Consider the following 17,254-nt stretch of genomic DNA (forward strand, 5'->3'; position numbering starts at 1 on the left):
TACCGATTCCTTCGTTTATACACAAAAATGGTGTTTTGTCAATAAAATTTAGATGCGTTTCCCCTGTATTCACAATGCTTCTACAGCCGTTGAACCCTCGTAATTTGGCTACAGTATTTGTCCAAGTAAGGTATTTCTTTTATTACCACATCTAATGTTTCCTGAATTATGAAATAAATACAGTATAATACCGATTCTCTATTAATTTTTATACATTAATACTTGGTACGTCAACTAGCTGTATGTAAGCTGTAAAACTTTTTTACTCTCATCACCCCCTATCCGGTAAACTCAGAAATGCTGCGTTATTCCTAATCATGTCTGACTCCCAAGTAAGTGCTGCTGTTGCGAAACTCTACGATACCTATCCATTCCCTCCCGAACCCATCCTCGATGAACCACCACCAGGATATAATTGGCGTTGGAATTGGTTAGCTGCTTATAACTTCTGCACAGGTAGAAAACCACAAAAGCAAGATATCCGCATCTTAGATGCTGGTTGTGGTTCAGGAGTCGGCACAGAATATTTAGTACATCTCAACCCACAAGCGCAGGTAGTGGGAATAGATTTAAGTGCTGGTACATTAGAAGTAGCAAAAAAACGCTGTCAAAGTTCTGGCGCTGACCGTGTAGAATTTCATCATCTGAGTATTTATGATGTGGATAAGATACCAGGAGAATTTGATTTAATTAATTGCGTTGGTGTGCTTCATCATTTACCAGATCCCATTCGGGGTATTGAAGCATTAGCGAAAAAACTCGCCCCCGGTGGATTAATACACATTTTTGTGTATGGAGAACTGGGAAGATGGGAAATACAACTGATGCAAAAAGCGATCGCTCTCCTCCAAGGTAACAAAAAAGGCGACTATCGTGATGGTGTCCAAGTCGGACGACAAATCTTCGCTTCCCTACCAGAAAATAACCGCATTGTCAAGCGCGAAAAAGAAAGATGGGCAATGGAAAACCAGCGAGATGAATGTTTCGCTGATATGTACGTCCATCCTCAAGAAACTGATTACAATATTGATACACTATTTGCATTAATAGAAGCTTCCGGTTTAGACTTTGTAGGTTTTTCTAATCCTAGTTTTTGGCAACTGGAAAACCTCCTAGAAAAAGCACCGGAGTTAATTGAAAGAGCAAAAGAATTAAGTGAAAGAGAACTTTACCGATTGATAGAATTACTGAATCCCGAAGTTACCCATTACGAATTTTTCCTCACTCGTCCCCCCTTCACTAAAACAGACTGGTCAGCAGATAACACATTACTAGCAGCTATTCCTGAACTTAACCCTTGCATAGATGGGTTTCCCAGTCAATGCTTATTTAACTATGATTATCAAATTATTAATTTATCAACAGCAGAATTTGAATTTATGCAAAAATGTGGTAACAATGCCACAGTGGCTGAAATTTTAGCCCAAGTCGAGCTAGACTTAGACGGAGTAAGAAACCTCCTCAAACAACAACTACTCTTACTAACCCCCGCTTCATGAAAAAAATCAGTCATAGGTGATTATGTTACCAATGACCAATGACCAATGACCAATGACCAATGACCAAAAATAAGTTAATTGTTTTTTTCTAAAGTAGTGTTACCGGATCGTGATATGATTCAACTGACTGAATGTACAGTCATCTCATATTAGCTGTACTGGTTTCAAGTCTCGTGAGCTTGTCAGAAGAATCAATTGCACCGACTCAGACAACACAACAAGATGAGAAATCTGGTTTTGCTCAAACAGAACCAGTAAGCTCTTCCATGCAAGAGTTCTATCAACTCTATCAGAAGTTGCTAGTCATCACACTTGTGTTGACGGGGATTATTTTTATCTCTGTGTGGATTTTTTATTCCTTAAACATAGCCCTAAATTATTTGATTGGGGCGTGTACAGGTGTGGTTTACTTAAAAATGCTGGCTAACGATGTCGAGAGATTTGGTGGTGAAAAACCAAGTTTGAGTAAAAATCGTTTTGCTCTAATCATGATACCGATTATATTGGCGACTCAATGGCATCAGCTACATATTCTGCCCATATTCTTGGGGTTTCTCACCTACAAAGCTACCCTCGTCATCTATCTGGTGCAAACTGTATTCAATCCTGAAGCTTAAAGCTAGTTGTAGGAGTTTAGCACTACTAAACCCTTGCAGACAATCCTCCCATTTGCAATTTTTTGGGAAAATCTTGAACAACGCCCATGCTTAGTGTATTAAACGCCTTCAATGCTTTTCCCCTCGCCGAATTGGAAGTAGGTCATCACTTCTTGTGGCAACTGGGCAGTCTTAAAATACATGGGCAAGTATTTCTCACCTCATGGTTTGTGATTGCTATCCTAGTAATAGCATCACTAGCTGCCACCAAAAACGTCCAGAAAATTCCTAGCGGCATCCAAAATTTCATGGAATATGCCCTAGAATTTATTCGGGACATAGCGAAAAACCAAATCGGAGAGAAAGAATATCGCCCCTGGGTACCATTTATTGGTACGCTATTCTTGTTTATCTTCGTATCAAATTGGTCAGGAGCATTAATTCCCTGGAAGCTAATCAAACTGCCTGCTGGTGAACTAGCTGCTCCTACCAACGACATCAATACAACCGTCGCATTGGCATTGCTCACATCCTTGGCGTATTTCTACGCTGGATTTAGTAAGAAAGGTCTAGGCTACTTTAAGAAATATATTGAGCCAACACCCATTCTGTTGCCAATTGCTATTCTCGAAGATTTCACCAAGCCTCTCTCCCTAAGCTTCCGTCTATTTGGAAATATATTGGCGGATGAATTAGTTGTGGGTGTATTGGTATTACTCGTGCCTCTCTTTGTGCCTTTGCCAGTAATGGCTTTGGGTTTATTTACTAGTGCCATTCAAGCCCTCGTATTTGCGACCCTAGCCGGGGCATATATTCATGAAGCCTTAGAGGGACACGGTGAAGAAGAACATGAGGAGCATTAACGCCCTCAGTTGATAGTACATTATGGCTTGCGCTACGTTGCACTATCAGACGAGCAAACTTGCTCAAAACATCGCTACGGCGATTTAAGAACCTAGTGCCGTGTGAAAACACATATCTAGATTGTTACGTACATTTGTAATTTTTGTAGTTAAAGCAAGGAAAATCGTCATGGATCCATTAGTACAAGCTGCCTCAGTTATAGCTGCTGCTCTCGCTATCGGTTTATCTTCAATTGGGCCTGGTCTTGGTCAAGGTAATGCAGCAGGTCAAGCAGTAGAAGGTATTGCTCGTCAGCCTGAAGCAGAAGGCAAAATTCGCGGCACACTACTTTTAACCTTAGCCTTCATGGAATCCTTGACAATTTACGGTTTGGTAATTGCCTTGGTATTGCTATTCGCTAACCCTTTTGCCTAAGACCGAAAAAGTTTTGTTAATCTAGAGACGTGCAAGATGTCACAGCAAGTAAAAAACTGGACATCTACACGCCTCTAAAAACTGGCAGTTTATGGATCATCTAGGAAGAGATTCGTAAAATTATCAACGGCTGGATCACGTTACTAGCCAAGCAAATTCCTATTCCAGCCAAAGAGGAGAGAAATGTTTGATTTCGATGCTACCTTGCCATTAATGGCATTGCAATTCTTGTTGCTGGCGGCTTTGTTGAATGCAATTTTCTATAAGCCTCTGACTAAGGTATTGGATGATCGGGATAATTTTATCCGTACCAGTAACCTTGATGCTCGTAAACGCTTGGCTAAAGCTGAATCATTAGCTAAAGAGTATGAGCAGCAACTATCATCTGCGCGTAAGCAATCTCAATTGACTATAGAAGCTGCCCAGAATGAAGCTAAGAAAATTACGGCACAAAAAATAGCTGAAGCTCAACAGGAAGCCCAAGCTCAACGCGAACAAGCTGCTAGAGAAATAGAGCAGCAAAAGCAAGCAGCTATGGCAACCCTAGAAGCACAAGTTGATGCCCTCAGCAACCAGATTCTAGAAAAACTATTAGGACCTGCTTTGGTGAAATAGTTCCGACTATATCACCAAGTTGGTGCTACGAAAGCATAAACACATCAGGGCTTATGCCCGAAAATGTGGCGAAATTTAAGTGTCCAAAAGATTGGCACTTTTTTCCCTGTCGGGAAAAATCAACGAATTACCAAGCGAGCAGCGCACTTGTAGATGGCTAACATGGGCAATATCTTATTACTTGCCGCAGAAGCTGTTAACTCTGAAATGGCAGAAGGCGCAGCAGAAGGCGGTTTCGGTCTAAACCTAGACATCCTGGAAACCAATCTAATTAACTTAGTAATTCTGATTGGCATACTATTCTACTTTGGACGCAAAGTTTTAACCAATATCTTGAATGAAAGACGCTCCGGTATTGAAAGCGTTATTCAAGATGCAGAAGGACGCTTGCGGGAAGCACAAACTGCTTTGGCAAAAGCCCAAGGGCAGTTAACCCAAGCACAGCAGGAAGCACAGAGAATTACTCAAGTTGCGGTCGAAAATGCTCAAGCAGCTAAAGAAGCTATTTTAGTTAAAGCGAATCTGGATGTAGAGCGGTTGAAAGAAACCGCAGCATCTGATTTGAATGCAGAACTAGAGAAAGCTATCTCCCAACTTCGACAAAAGGTAGTGCTGCAAGCACTGCAAAAAGTGGAAGGACAACTCAAGGGTGGTATTAGCGCAGATGCTCAACAAATTTTAATTGATCGTAGCATCGCACAACTGGGAGGCGAGATATGAAAAGTGATGCAGCAACCGCTGAAGTATCTCAGCCTTATGCACAGGCACTGTTATCCATTGCTCAATCTCAAAACTTAACAGAAGAGGTTGGGGGAGACGCACGGACATTTATCGGCTTATTAACAGGGAGTCAAGAACTCACAAGCTTTTTGAGCAATCCCTTTGTCAAGCCAGAGAACAAGAAAAATGTCCTCAAACAATTACTTGGTGAAGGTGTAAACCTCTGCCTCCGTAACTTTTTACTGCTGTTAGTTGACAGAAGACGGATTGCTTTCTTAGAACCAATTTTACAGCAGTATTTAGTGCTATTACGCCAACTAAATCAAACTGTATTAGCTGAAATTACTTCTGCGGTTCCGTTGACCCAAACCCAACAGCAAGCAATTACAGAAAAGGTAATTACTCTTACCAAAGCTCGTCAAGTGGAATTAGCCACGAAAATAGACAGCGATTTAATTGGTGGTGTAATTATCAAAGTTGGTTCTCAAGTAATTGACGCTAGTTTGCGTGGACAAATACGTCGTCTTTCTTTGCGTTTAAGCAGTAACTAAAAAGTTCTGATAAATGTCAGTAGTCAATAGTCAATAAAAAACAACTGACAACTGACAACTGACAACTAACAACTAACAACTGACAACTGACAAATGAGTATTTCCATTAGACCTGACGAAATCAGCAGCATCATCCAACAACAAATCGAGCAATACGACCAAGAGGTTAAAGTTGCTAACGTTGGAACAGTGCTACAAGTTGGTGACGGTATTGCCCGGATTTATGGCTTGGAAAAAGCTATGGCTGGGGAACTCCTAGAATTTGAAGATGGCACAATTGGTATCGCCCAAAACTTAGAAGAAGATAACGTCGGTGCGGTACTGATGGGCGAAGGTCGGAGTATTCAAGAAGGTAGCTCTGTAACCGCTACTGGTAAAATTGCCCAAGTAGGCGTAGGTGACGCTCTCATTGGTCGGGTTGTTGATGCTTTGGGTCGTGCTATTGATGGTAAAGGTGATCCAAAAACAACCGAAACTCGGTTAATTGAATCCCCAGCCCCTGGGATTATTGCCCGTCGGTCTGTACATGAACCGATGCAAACAGGGATTACCGCTATTGACTCCATGATTCCCGTCGGCCGTGGTCAACGGGAATTAATCATTGGAGATCGTCAAACTGGTAAAACTGCGATCGCTATTGACACCATCATCAACCAAAAAGGTGAAGATGTAGTTTGCGTTTACGTGGCTATCGGTCAAAAAGCTTCCACCGTTGCTAACGTAGTTCAAACCTTACAAGAAAAAGGCGCGATGGACTACACAGTAGTTGTTGCGGCTAACGCCAGTGACCCAGCTACCCTCCAATTCCTCGCACCCTACACAGGCGCTAGTATTGCTGAGTATTTCATGTACAAAGGCAAAGCGACCTTAATCATCTATGATGACCTTTCCAAGCAAGCACAGGCTTATCGCCAAATGTCCTTGCTCCTCCGTCGTCCACCCGGTCGGGAAGCTTATCCTGGAGATGTATTCTACATTCACTCTCGCTTGTTGGAACGTGCTGCTAAACTCAGCGATGAATTAGGTAAAGGCAGTATGACTGCTCTACCTATCATTGAAACCCAAGCTGGTGACGTATCTGCATACATTCCTACCAACGTAATTTCCATTACCGACGGTCAGATTTTCTTGTCTTCTGACTTGTTTAACTCTGGTATTCGTCCTGCTGTAAACCCCGGTATCTCTGTATCCCGTGTAGGTTCTGCGGCACAAACCAAGGCAATGAAAAAAGTTGCCGGTAAAATCAAACTAGAATTGGCTCAGTTTGACGACTTACAAGCTTTCGCACAATTCGCTTCTGATTTAGACAAAGCCACTCAAGACCAGTTGGCGCGTGGTGTCCGTTTACGGGAACTCTTAAAACAGCCCCAAAACGATCCTCTCTCCGTAGCTGAACAAGTAGCGGTTCTTTACGCTGGTATTAACGGTTACTTAGATGACATTGCCGTTAATCAAGTAACTACCTTTGCTCTAGGTCTACGTGGCTACTTGAAGAATGTTAACACTGCATACTTCCAAGGCGTACAAGGTAGCAAAGCTCTAGGTGATGCAGAAGAAGCAGCTTTGAAAGCCGCTCTTACCGAATTCAAAAAGACCTTCCAAGCAGCAGCGTAACAATTTTGGATTTTGGATTTTGGATTTTGGATTAAATAGACTTGTCCAAAAATTAGATATCAACCCATCAGATACAGGGATTTGATGTTTATTTGTAGGTGAGTCTCATCTAAAATCCGAAATTCCGAATCTAAAATCTAAAATCTAAAATCTAAAATCGGATTATGGCTAATCTCAAATCAATACGCGATCGCATTCAGTCGGTCAAAAACACCAAAAAAATCACAGAAGCCATGCGGCTTGTAGCAGCGGCGAGAGTCCGTCGCGCTCAAGAACAGGTAATTGCTACCCGTCCCTTTGCTGACCGTTTGGCGCAAGTATTGTATGGCTTGCAAACTCGGCTCAAATTTGAAGATGTTAACCTTCCCCTACTCAAAAAACGCGAAGTTAAAACAGTAGGTTTGTTGGTAATTTCTGGCGACCGGGGTTTGTGTGGTGGTTACAACTCTAACGTGATCCGCCGGGCTGAAAATCGGGCCAAGGAACTCAAAGCTGAAGGTGTAAACTATACTTATGTCTTGGTTGGCCGCAAAGCTACTCAATACTTTCAACGCCGGAATCAGCCTATTGATGCCACCTACAGCGGTTTAGAACAACTTCCTACCGCCGCAGAAGCTACAAATATTGCTGATGAACTACTTTCTCTCTTCCTTTCGGAAAAAGTAGACCGGATTGAGCTAGTTTATACAAAATTTGTCTCCTTGGTTAGTTCTCGTCCCGTAGTCCAAACCCTTCTCCCTTTGGATACCCAAGGTTTAGAAGCAGCGGATGACGAAGTTTTCCGTTTAACTACCCGTGGTGGTCAATTCCAAGTGGAACGGGAAAAGGTAGCTAGTACAGTTACCGCTTTACCTAGTGACATGATTTTTGAACAAGATCCAGTGCAAATTCTGGATTCTTTGTTGCCATTATATCTGAGCAATCAGCTATTACGGTCATTACAAGAATCAGCAGCTAGTGAACTAGCAGCACGGATGACAGCGATGAGTAACGCCAGCGAAAACGCCGGTGAATTGATTAAAACTCTATCTTTGTCTTACAACAAAGCCCGTCAAGCCGCAATTACCCAGGAACTTCTGGAAGTTGTCGGTGGTGCGGAAGCGTTGACTTAATTTGGTGATTGGTGATTGAAGCCATAAAATAAACTATGGCCAATCATCAATTACTAATTTTTAACCAAGGAAAATGATATTTGTCCATCTTCAAGACGGAATTTATAAAAAAGCTAAAGAGTCAATATTTTTGCATTTAAACTTGGTAATATGACCGATACCATTCAACAAATCGCTCAATACCCACTTCAATCGAAGTATTGGGTTTAAAACCAATATCTTGAACCAAATCATCAACATCAGCATAAGTTACAGGTAAATCACCAGGTTGTATTGGTAGCAGATTCTTTTTGGCTTTCATACCCAAGTAATTTTCTAGGGTTTCGATGAAGTTCATTAATTCAATCGGCTGATTATTGCCGATATTGTAATTTTTATATGGTGCATAACTTGTCGCGGGGTCAGGTGCATTTCCCGACCAATTGGGATTCGATTCAGCAACTTGATCAATAACGCGAATTACACCTTCAACAATGTCATCAATATAAGTAAAATCGCGTTTCATTTTACCATAATTAAAAACATCAATTGGTTGTCCTGCCAAAATTGCTTTAGTGAAGAGAAACAATGCCATATCAGGACGACCCCAGGGACCGTAAACTGTAAAAAAGCGCAATCCTGACGCTGGCAAGCCATACAAACTACTATAAGTATGTGCCATTAATTCGTTGGCTTTTTTGCTGGCTGCGTATAAACTAACGGGATGATCTACATTGTCGTGAACGGAGAAAGGAATTTTTGTATTTGCACCGTAAACTGAACTGGAAGAAGCAAATACTAAATGTTGTACATTTGTATGCCGGCAACCTTCTAGAATATTGACAAATCCTACCAAATTACTATCTACATAGGCGTGGGGATTTTTTAATGAATAGCGCACTCCTGGTTGTGCAGCCAAATTTACAACTTTATCAAAGTTTGATTCAATGAATAATTTGGGGATACTTTCTCTGTCTGCTAAATCTAATAAATGGAAGCTAAAACCAGGTTTTTCTAAAAGTTGTTTTAGTCTATCTTTCTTTAAAGTTACATCGTAATAATCATTGAGATTATCCAAACCAATAACTTCATCACCCCTTTCTAGTAAGTGTTTACTGAGGTGAAAACCAATAAAACCAGCCGCACCTGTAACTAAAATTTTCGTCATAATTTCACCACTGTGATATATATGGAGATTTACATTCTCCGTTTCCGCATAAATTTTGTAACTTGTTAAAATAAACAATAATATTTAATACATAATGTTGTATTTGCTACTCATTTAATTTATTTTACGTAATTTCCTTCTGATATCAATCACCGAAATAGAGAATATAGCGGTTTACCAACCCGTTACTAATATAGCATTCTCATTTTTGCCTCCCGTCTGTCCCCTGGTTTTATGAATAAGTTTAAGAATCATCAGAGTACAGAATGTACGATAAAATCTATATTCATCCCAGAAAATGGAAGTATGTATCTTCTTGAATATCAAATTTAGATTACAGATTCGACATACTTCTTAATAAACCAACAGTGTAAACGCAAAACGTTCTAATCTAAAAATTGACCGAGTTAATTTACTGGGTTTTACAGGCGTAACATTCATAAATACGCAAAAATGTCAAGCCTTAAAATAAATAACCCAGGCTGAACAGATAAACAATTATGATAGGAGTCTTAAAAATCCCATGAGTGTTAAGGCAAGCGGTGGAAGCTCAGTTGCGCGTCCGCAACTATATCAAACCTTACCTGTCGCCACCATTTCCCAAGCGGAACAACAAGACCGCTTTTTGGGAAGAGGTGAACTAAGTGAACTTGGCAGTTATTTTACCTCCGGGGCAAAGCGGTTAGAAATTGCCAAAATTTTGACAGACAATTCCGAAATCATCGTTTCTCGTGCGGCTAACCGGATTTTCATTGGTGGTTCACCAATGGCTTTCTTAGAAAAGCCCCAAGAGCGAGAATTGGCAATGGTTGGCGCTGGTGCTAATGTCCAAGAGGGCATGAAACTAGGAACAGTCACCTACGTTGAAAGTAGTGGTGGTTTCTTTGAAAACCTCCGTTCTATCTTCAATACTTCTGCTGGTGGACCAACACCTCCAGGCTTTAGACCTATTAACGTCGCTCGTTATGGGCCTAGCAACATGTCCAAAAGCTTACGTGACTTGTCTTGGTTCTTGCGCTATGCCACCTACGCCATTGTCGCTGGCGACCCCAACATCATCTCTGTAAATACCAGAGGTTTGCGGGAAATTATTGAAAATGCCTGTTCTGGAGAAGCAACCATCGTCGCTTTACAAGAAATCAAAGCAGCGTCCCTGTCTTATTTCCGGAAAGATGCCGCAGCCACAGAAATTGTGACTGAGTACATGAATGTGTTGCTGACAGAATTTAAAGCACCAACACCTTCTACTAAAGTTCGTCAACGTCCTTCCGGCGACCAACAAGGATTACAACTGCCGCAAATTTACGCTGTGGCCGCAGAACGTCGTCCCAAGTACGCCATGAAGCCCGGCTTGTCTTCTGGCGAAAAAACAGAAGTCATCAAAGCGGCTTATCGTCAAGTATTTGAGCGCGATATTACCCGTGCTTATAGCTTGTCTATCTCTGACTTAGAATCGAAAGTCAAAAACTGCGAAATCTCCATGCGGGAGTTTATTCGCCGTTTAGCTAAATCTCCCCTTTACCAAAAACAGTTTTATCAGCCTTTTATTAACAGCCGGGTGATTGAATTGGCTTTCCGTCACATTTTAGGACGGGGACCAAGTAGCCGTGAGGAAGTGCAAAAATATTTTGCCATTGTTTCCCTCAAAGGTTTGGCAGGTTTAGTTGATGCTTTGGTAGATTCTACCGAATACAGCGATTACTTTGGTGAAGAAACAGTTCCCTACATTCGGGGTCTGGGTCAAGAAGCCCAAGAATGTCGTAACTGGGGACAACAGCAAGACCTGTTTAAATACAGTGCGCCTTTCCGGAAAGTTCCTCAGTTTATTACAACTTTTGCTGCTTACGAACAACCATTACCTGACCAACATCCCTACGGTTCTGGTAATGACCCCTTGGAAATCCAATTTGGGGCGATTTTCCCGAAAGCAACCCGCAACCCCAGCAGCAGCCCTGCACCTTTTAGTAAGGATACTCGCCGGATCTTGATTCACCAAGGGCCTGGTATCAATAACCAACTCAGCAATCCTAATGCTCGGAGTGTAGCTCCTGGGACTTTGGGCGCGAAGGTGTTCAAGTTAGACCAGTTACCTGGAACTATTGGCAGAAAAGCTCCTAAGGGTGTAAGTGTCAAGTTCTCGGAAAGTTCTACCCAAGCGGTAATTAAGGCTACTTATCTACAAGTTTTTGGTCGTGATGTTTACGAAGGTCAACGGCTGAAAGTTGCGGAAATTAAGCTGGAAAACGGCGATATCACCGTCCGCGAGTTTGTGCGGATGTTGGCGAAGTCGGATTTATTCCGGAAGATGTACTGGACTTCTCTCTATGTCTGTAAAGCCATTGAGTACATTCACCGTCGCTTGTTAGGTCGTCCTACCTATGGTCGGGAAGAAAACAATAAGTATTTTGACATTGCTGCTAAGAAGGGCTTTTATGCGGTCGTTGATGCCATTCTGGACAGTGACGAATACAGCCAAGCATTTAATGAAGATACAGTTCCTTACGAACGCTATCTAACTCCTGCGGGTGTGTCTTTACGTCAATTACGTGTGGGGACTATCCGCGAAGATTTGGCGAATGTTGAGAAACAGGAAACACCTCGCTTTGTGGAATTGGGTACAGTCACAGAAATGCGGACTGAACCAGATATTGAGTTCCGCATTAACCAAGGTGTTACTAAGCAACGTGAGCAAACCAAGGTCTTTAAACTGACAGCAGTTAAAAATGACAAGGTTGCGGCGGAAACTGTGATTAGCGGCGCTTATCGGCAGATTTTCGAGCGGGATATTGCTCCTTACATTTCTAAGAACGAGTTTACAGTTCTAGAAAGTAAGTTGGTGAATGGTGAAATTACTGTTAAGGAATTTATTCAAGGTTTGGGTTATTCTAGCCTGTACCTGAAGGAGTTCTACACACCTTACCCCAATACAAAAGTAATTGAGTTGGGTACTAAGCATTTCTTGGGTCGCGCCCCTATTGACCAAGCAGAAATTCGTAAATACAACCAAATTCTGGCTAATCAAGGGATTCGGGCTTTTATTAGCGCGATGGTTGAAAGTGCAGAATATGGTCAAGTGTTTGGTGAAGATACTGTTCCTTTCCGTCGCTTCCCCACTTTACCTGCGGCTAATTTCCCCAATACCGAGAAGCTTTACAACCAGCTAACCAAGCAAAATGATGATTTGGTTGTTCCTAGTTTTGAAACTGTGAAGCCTCGGATTAAAACTGAGAATACGCCAATTCTCGCCAAGGCGATCGCTGATTTGGCAGCCCAAGCCAAGAAAATGGACAAGACTAAACCCTTGTTTATTGAATTGGGTCGTTCTTTCAATGATGGTCGTGGTCAATCTGTAGAAGTTGGTGTTGGTACAAGCCGTCGCAAACCAGCCCGGATTTACCGTGCTACCACCGGGACAAATTCCCCCGAAACCAATCAGGTCATTAATGCTATCTACTGTCAGGTAATGGACGTATTTAGCGGTCAAGTACCTGCTTATTTCCGCCGTTCTGACTTGGATAGCAAATTGCGTAACGGTGAAATTACCGTGCGTGAGTTTGTTCTCGAACTAGCCAGTTCCGAAATCTATCGCAAACGGTTCTACGCGCCTTATCCCAACACCAAGGTAATTGAATTCCTCTTCCGTCACCTTTTGGGACGCGCACCAGCTACCCAAGGCGAAATCCGTCAATATAACAAATTATTGGCTGATAGCGGTTTACGGTCGGCTGTAGAGGCAATTGTCAACAGTCCTGAGTATGCTCGTTACTTTGGTGAAGACGTTGTTCCCTACAAACGCTATCCATCTTTACCAGCAGGTAACTACTTGGGTAGTGTTCAAGCTGAAGCTGACTTGGTGAAACAATCTTGGTCTAGCTTGTCTCCTTCTGTTCTCACAGGTGGTCTTCCTAATAGATAGGAAAATGGGTCCTGGGTAATAGGTAATAGGTGACAGAAAAGGTTGTTTTATCTAGCTTTTTACTGTTCCCTGTTCCCTGTTCCTCCGCAGTCGCTCCACTTGGGGAGACCCCAAGACCGCGCTGCTCTCTGTTCCCTGAGAATGAGCAAATCTGAAAATAAGTGTTACAAAATATTAAGAGCAGTAATAAATGCTCAACATAATACTGGACAATATTTTGCGGGAGGTAATTGAGTTTTCCACCTGGTTTACACCAAATCCAGTCAATCTGGCTAAAAATGTAAATCAAGATGTAAATTCAGTACCAACCATATAAAGTCGTACCAGTTTAATCAAATTCTGGTTCCATTAGTTTTGGAGGAATCCATTAATGAGTATCGTCACGAAAGCTATCGTGAATGCTGATGCAGAAGCTCGCTACCTCAGCCCCGGTGAATTAGACAGAATCAAAGGTTTTGTTGCTGGTGGCGCACAACGTCTTCGCATCGCTCAAGTATTGACCGAAAACCGCGAACGCATTGTTAAAGGTGCTGGCGACCAACTGTTCCAAAAACGTCCTGATGTTGTTTCCCCCGGTGGTAACGCTTACGGTCAAGAAATGACAGCTACTTGCTTGCGTGACTTAGACTACTACTTGCGTCTTGTTACCTACGGAATCGTTTCTGGTGATGTTACAGCCATCGAAGAAATCGGTATCGTTGGTGTCCGCGAAATGTACAAGTCTTTGGGTACTCCCATTGATGCAGTTGCTGGTGGCGTTGCCGCTATGAAGAACGTTGCTGCTACCCTGTTGTCTTCTGAAGACGCTGGTGAAGCTGGTTCTTACTTCGACTACGTTGTTGGTGCAATGCAGTAAGTTTTAGCTATTTTTTGGCTCAAACTAAAACTGTGGCAATAAGGTTGGAAATAAGGAAAAAACAACAATGCAAGACGCAATTACCTCCGTTATCAATTCTTCAGATGTTCAAGGTAAATACCTTGATACCGCTGCTCTCGAAAAGCTAAAAGGCTACTTCGCTACTGGTGAACTGCGCGTTCGTGCAGCTACAACCATCAGCGCTAACGCTGCTGCTATCGTTAAAGAAGCTGTAGCTAAATCCTTGTTGTACTCTGACATCACCCGTCCCGGTGGTAATATGTACACCACACGCCGTTACGCAGCTTGTATCCGTGACTTGGATTACTACTTGCGTTATTCTACCTACGCTATGCTTGCTGGCGACGCTTCCATTTTGGATGAGCGCGTATTGAATGGTTTGAAAGAAACCTACAACTCCTTGGGAGTACCCGTAGGCGCTACTGTTCAAGCTATCCAAGCTATGAAGGAAGTAACCGCTAGTTTGGTTGGTCCTGACGCTGGTAAAGAAATGGGCGTTTACTTTGACTATGTCTCCTCTGGCTTGAGCTAAGAGTTAGCTTTGCACTTAGTCATATAGGTGCGGCTTTGTTAAGGTCTGGAGATCAATCATGATTGCTAGAAGGTTCTCTTGCTGATTGATTGTAAGTGTTATCAGTCTAGTATTGATGGTTGATTTCCAGCCTTGGAAAAAATAATTAAAGATTTTGACTCAAGATATTTGAGATAAAAAAGTTTCTAAAACAATATCAGGAGATTTGAAACAAAATGGCTCGTTTATTTAAAGTAACTGCTTGTGTTCCCAGCCTAACTCGGACTCGCACCCAACGCGAATTACAAAATACTTACTTTACTAAGTTAGTTCCTTATGAAAATTGGTTCCGTGAACAACAACGGATTCAAAAAATGGGTGGCAAGATTGTTAAGGTGGAATTAGCAACTGGTAAACAAGGTACTAATACTGGTTTGTCTTAATTTCTATAAATCAAATATTATTTTATTTTGATTTTATCAGGGGTCAGTAATGACCTCTTTTTTTTTGATTATATATGAAAATGTCAAAGAGCGGATTTCTTCATCAATTCCTGAACTTGAGCCGCTACCAGAGGATGTGGATCTGTTTTTAATGTTTTTCATTACTATCCGGCATTTTTTCCCGTTCCACAATTCCGTGTTCTATCAGCCGCTGGAGTTTTTCCTGTGGTGGACGGCGATCTAAAATATGCAATAACATAGCAAAAGTCCTGAACAACTGAGTATTATTTTTCCCACTCAGCCGTCAGGACTATCATTTTAGAATAAATTGACATAAATCTAATTATGGATGAATGCTGAGGGAATGGGAAAAATTTCCCTGGGGTCAATTTTAGATCCTATTATTCACTAATTTATACAGCATTCATTACCAGGTTGTTGACAAGATTATTTTTTGGGTGAAATCAGCATCATCATATTCCGCCCTTCTTTCTTAGGTGCTTGCTGAAGTTCACCAAAAGGCTCTAAATCCGTAGCCATCCGTTTAAGCAGCGTTTCTGCCAAGTCACTGTGTTGAATTTCCCGACCTCGGAACATCACAGTAGCCTTAACTTTATCACCATCTTTGAGGAAGCGTTCAGCTTGTTTAACGCGCACATTATAGTCATGTTCTTCTATTTTGTAGCGCATTTTCACTTCTTTCACATCAGCCGTGTGCTGCTTCTTCCGGGCTTCCCGCGCCTTCTTCTCCTGCTCAAACTTATATTTCCCATAGTCCATTATTCGACACACTGGCGGATCAGCCTTGTCACTAATTAGCACTAGGTCTAATTCCTTTTCCTCTGCTAATTGTATCGCTTCCTGCGGAGTTATAATTCCCAGTTGTGCGCCATCAGTGTCAATCACCCGAATTTTCGGGAAGCGAATCCGTTCGTTAATTTGGGGCAGATCGCGAGTTCTTTTTTTCTCAATCACAGGCATTATGATTAGTGGCAGCTCTATTAGTTAAGATCTTGGACTGGTCTTGAATTTAGTTAGTTTAGTTTGATATGCCATTGAAGGCAAAATACAACAGTAACTCAGAATTGGAAAATGAATATCCCTCTCTAGTGTAGCAAATTTATAAGAGAAGTTTGATCAAGTCGTTGACTGTATAGCCTGACTCTGAGTTGATTCCACTGCATTATTTAACGTAAATTACATGATATTTGACACTAATAACTATTGTTACAATTTTCTTCTGAGATACATAGAGTTATGATATCTAGAAGATGTTTCTATGATAGCAAAATTAGGTATACATTGAAGCTAACCAAATATAATGTAACATATTAAGAAAGAACGTACAAAATTAATAGTTTCCAACTAATCAGCAAGAGATAACTGTGACTACCGTAAGACATTGGCAGCAAAGAGTTGGTAATCAAAGGGATTGGGTGTGGCGTGGTTGGCAAACCCGTTATACTTATATTCGTCCTCCCCATGATTATGCAAAAACAACACCTTTAATTTTACTTCATGGTTTCGGCGCGTCCATTGGTCATTGGCGACATAATTTAGAGGTTTTGGGTAAATCTCATCCGGTTTACGCCTTAGACATGATTGGTTTTGGGGCTTCGGAAAAGGCTGCAACTAGCTACAATGTGGAACTGTGGGTAGAGCAGGTTTACGATTTTTGGAAAACCTTTATTCGTCAACCAGTGGTTTTAGTGGGTAATTCCATCGGTTCACTGATTTCTCTAGTCGCAGCTGCTAACCATCCTGATATGGTGAAGGGGATAGTGATGATGAGTTTACCTGATCCTAATTTGGAACAGGAGATGATCCCGACTGCTTTACAACCTCTTGTTAGCGGGATTAAAAGTATATTTACTTCCAGATTAATATTAAAACCGATATTTTATTTTGTGCGTCGTCCTGGTGTGCTGCGTCCTTGGGCTAGTTTAGCTTATGCAAATCCTGAAGCTATTACTGATGAACTTATAGATATTTTAGCAGGACCGCCGCAGGATAGGGGATCTGCTCGTGCTTTTAGAGCCTTGTTTAAAGCGACAACGGGGGTTAATTTTAGTCCTAGTGTCAAGAAGATTTTACCAAACTTAACAATTCCTATGCTGTTAATTTGGGGGAAAAAAGACCGATTTGTGCCACCAAAACTAGCAAATCAATTTGTTGGCTACAATGAAAAATTGCAATTGCTATATTTGGAAGATGTCGGTCATTGTCCCCAGGATGAATCACCAGAACAAGTTAATCAGGCGATTTTAGATTGGATTGTTAATTCGTCAGTTGTCAGTTGTTAGTTGTTAGTAGGGGCGAAGCATTTGGAAGATAAATTATCGGTCATTGCCAAAAATAGTTCTCCAAATGCTTCG

At 41.7% G+C, this 17,254-nt stretch carries 16 protein-coding genes; 14 read left to right on the plus strand and 2 right to left on the minus strand.

Going from position 1 to position 17,254, the window contains the following annotated elements; genetic code table 11:
• Window positions 1-317: 317 nt before the first annotated feature.
• The 9 genes from AN490_RS17700 to AN490_RS17740 all read left to right on the plus strand — a co-directional run bounded on the left by AN490_RS17700 (window position 318) and on the right by AN490_RS17740 (window position 7,985).
• The gene (locus tag AN490_RS17700) at window positions 318-1,499 is read left to right on the plus strand and encodes a class I SAM-dependent methyltransferase (RefSeq protein ID WP_300006133.1); all 1,182 of its coding nucleotides are present in this window, start codon (window positions 318-320) and stop codon (window positions 1,497-1,499) included.
• A 131-nt stretch (window positions 1,500-1,630) separates the two neighbouring features.
• Window positions 1,631-2,116 carry an ATP synthase subunit I gene (locus tag AN490_RS17705; RefSeq protein WP_300006135.1) on the plus strand — a complete coding sequence of 162 codons (486 nt, stop codon included), beginning with the start codon at window positions 1,631-1,633 and terminating at the stop codon, window positions 2,114-2,116.
• 86 nt (window positions 2,117-2,202) lie between these two features.
• The gene (gene atpB, locus AN490_RS17710; RefSeq protein ID WP_039200461.1) at window positions 2,203-2,958 is read left to right on the plus strand and encodes a F0F1 ATP synthase subunit A; all 756 of its coding nucleotides are present in this window, start codon (window positions 2,203-2,205) and stop codon (window positions 2,956-2,958) included.
• 169 nt (window positions 2,959-3,127) lie between these two features.
• Window positions 3,128-3,373, plus strand: a complete 246-nt coding sequence (gene atpE / locus AN490_RS17715) for an ATP synthase F0 subunit C (RefSeq protein ID WP_039200459.1) — start codon at window positions 3,128-3,130, stop codon at window positions 3,371-3,373.
• Window positions 3,374-3,556: 183 nt separating this feature from the next.
• A complete protein-coding gene (locus tag AN490_RS17720; protein ID WP_300006138.1) occupies window positions 3,557-3,988 on the plus strand; it encodes a F0F1 ATP synthase subunit B' in 432 nt (143 codons plus the stop codon).
• A gap of 153 nt (window positions 3,989-4,141) precedes the next feature.
• Window positions 4,142-4,708, plus strand: coding sequence for a F0F1 ATP synthase subunit B (locus AN490_RS17725; protein WP_300006140.1), 567 nt, complete (start codon window positions 4,142-4,144; stop codon window positions 4,706-4,708).
• Window positions 4,705-5,259, plus strand: coding sequence for an ATP synthase F1 subunit delta (gene atpH / locus AN490_RS17730; protein WP_271821417.1), 555 nt, complete (start codon window positions 4,705-4,707; stop codon window positions 5,257-5,259). The genes AN490_RS17725 and atpH overlap by 4 nt, the downstream gene beginning before the upstream one ends.
• 93 nt (window positions 5,260-5,352) lie before the next feature.
• Entirely contained in the window at window positions 5,353-6,873 is a 1,521-nt protein-coding gene (gene atpA / locus AN490_RS17735; protein WP_213713762.1) for a F0F1 ATP synthase subunit alpha, read from the plus strand.
• 164 nt (window positions 6,874-7,037) lie between these two features.
• On the plus strand, window positions 7,038-7,985 hold the full coding sequence (locus AN490_RS17740; protein WP_300006144.1) for a F0F1 ATP synthase subunit gamma: 948 nt from the start codon (window positions 7,038-7,040) through the stop codon (window positions 7,983-7,985).
• Window positions 7,986-8,121: 136 nt separating this feature from the next.
• Here AN490_RS17740 and AN490_RS17745 read toward each other — a convergent pair whose 3' ends face one another.
• Window positions 8,122-9,132, minus strand: coding sequence for an NAD-dependent epimerase (locus AN490_RS17745; RefSeq protein WP_168697040.1), 1,011 nt, complete (start codon window positions 9,130-9,132; stop codon window positions 8,122-8,124).
• 523 nt (window positions 9,133-9,655) lie between these two features.
• Between AN490_RS17745 and AN490_RS17750 the strand changes: the two genes are divergently transcribed.
• The 4 genes from AN490_RS17750 (at window position 9,656) to AN490_RS17765 (ending at window position 14,879) form a co-directional block, all read left to right on the plus strand.
• The gene (locus AN490_RS17750) at window positions 9,656-13,048 is read left to right on the plus strand and encodes a phycobilisome rod-core linker polypeptide (protein ID WP_300006147.1); all 3,393 of its coding nucleotides are present in this window, start codon (window positions 9,656-9,658) and stop codon (window positions 13,046-13,048) included.
• A gap of 370 nt (window positions 13,049-13,418) precedes the next feature.
• On the plus strand, window positions 13,419-13,904 hold the full coding sequence (gene apcA, locus AN490_RS17755; protein ID WP_148763726.1) for an allophycocyanin subunit alpha: 486 nt from the start codon (window positions 13,419-13,421) through the stop codon (window positions 13,902-13,904).
• Window positions 13,905-13,971: 67 nt separating this feature from the next.
• Window positions 13,972-14,457 (plus strand): allophycocyanin subunit beta, encoded by a 486-nt coding sequence (gene apcB, locus AN490_RS17760; RefSeq protein ID WP_015083287.1) that lies wholly within the window; start codon window positions 13,972-13,974, stop codon window positions 14,455-14,457.
• 215 nt (window positions 14,458-14,672) lie between these two features.
• Window positions 14,673-14,879 (plus strand): phycobilisome linker polypeptide, encoded by a 207-nt coding sequence (locus AN490_RS17765; RefSeq protein WP_015083286.1) that lies wholly within the window; start codon window positions 14,673-14,675, stop codon window positions 14,877-14,879.
• 447 nt (window positions 14,880-15,326) lie between these two features.
• Here AN490_RS17765 and infC read toward each other — a convergent pair whose 3' ends face one another.
• On the minus strand, window positions 15,327-15,860 hold the full coding sequence (infC, locus tag AN490_RS17770) for a translation initiation factor IF-3 (protein ID WP_015083285.1): 534 nt from the start codon (window positions 15,858-15,860) through the stop codon (window positions 15,327-15,329).
• Between the two features lie 404 nt (window positions 15,861-16,264).
• Between infC and AN490_RS17775 the strand changes: the two genes are divergently transcribed.
• A complete protein-coding gene (locus tag AN490_RS17775) occupies window positions 16,265-17,182 on the plus strand; it encodes an alpha/beta fold hydrolase (protein WP_300006154.1) in 918 nt (305 codons plus the stop codon).
• Window positions 17,183-17,254 lie beyond the last annotated feature (72 nt).

The organism is Anabaena sp. AL09 (genome assembly GCF_001672255.1).
Lineage (GTDB): Bacteria > Cyanobacteriota > Cyanobacteriia > Cyanobacteriales > Nostocaceae > Dolichospermum > Dolichospermum lemmermannii.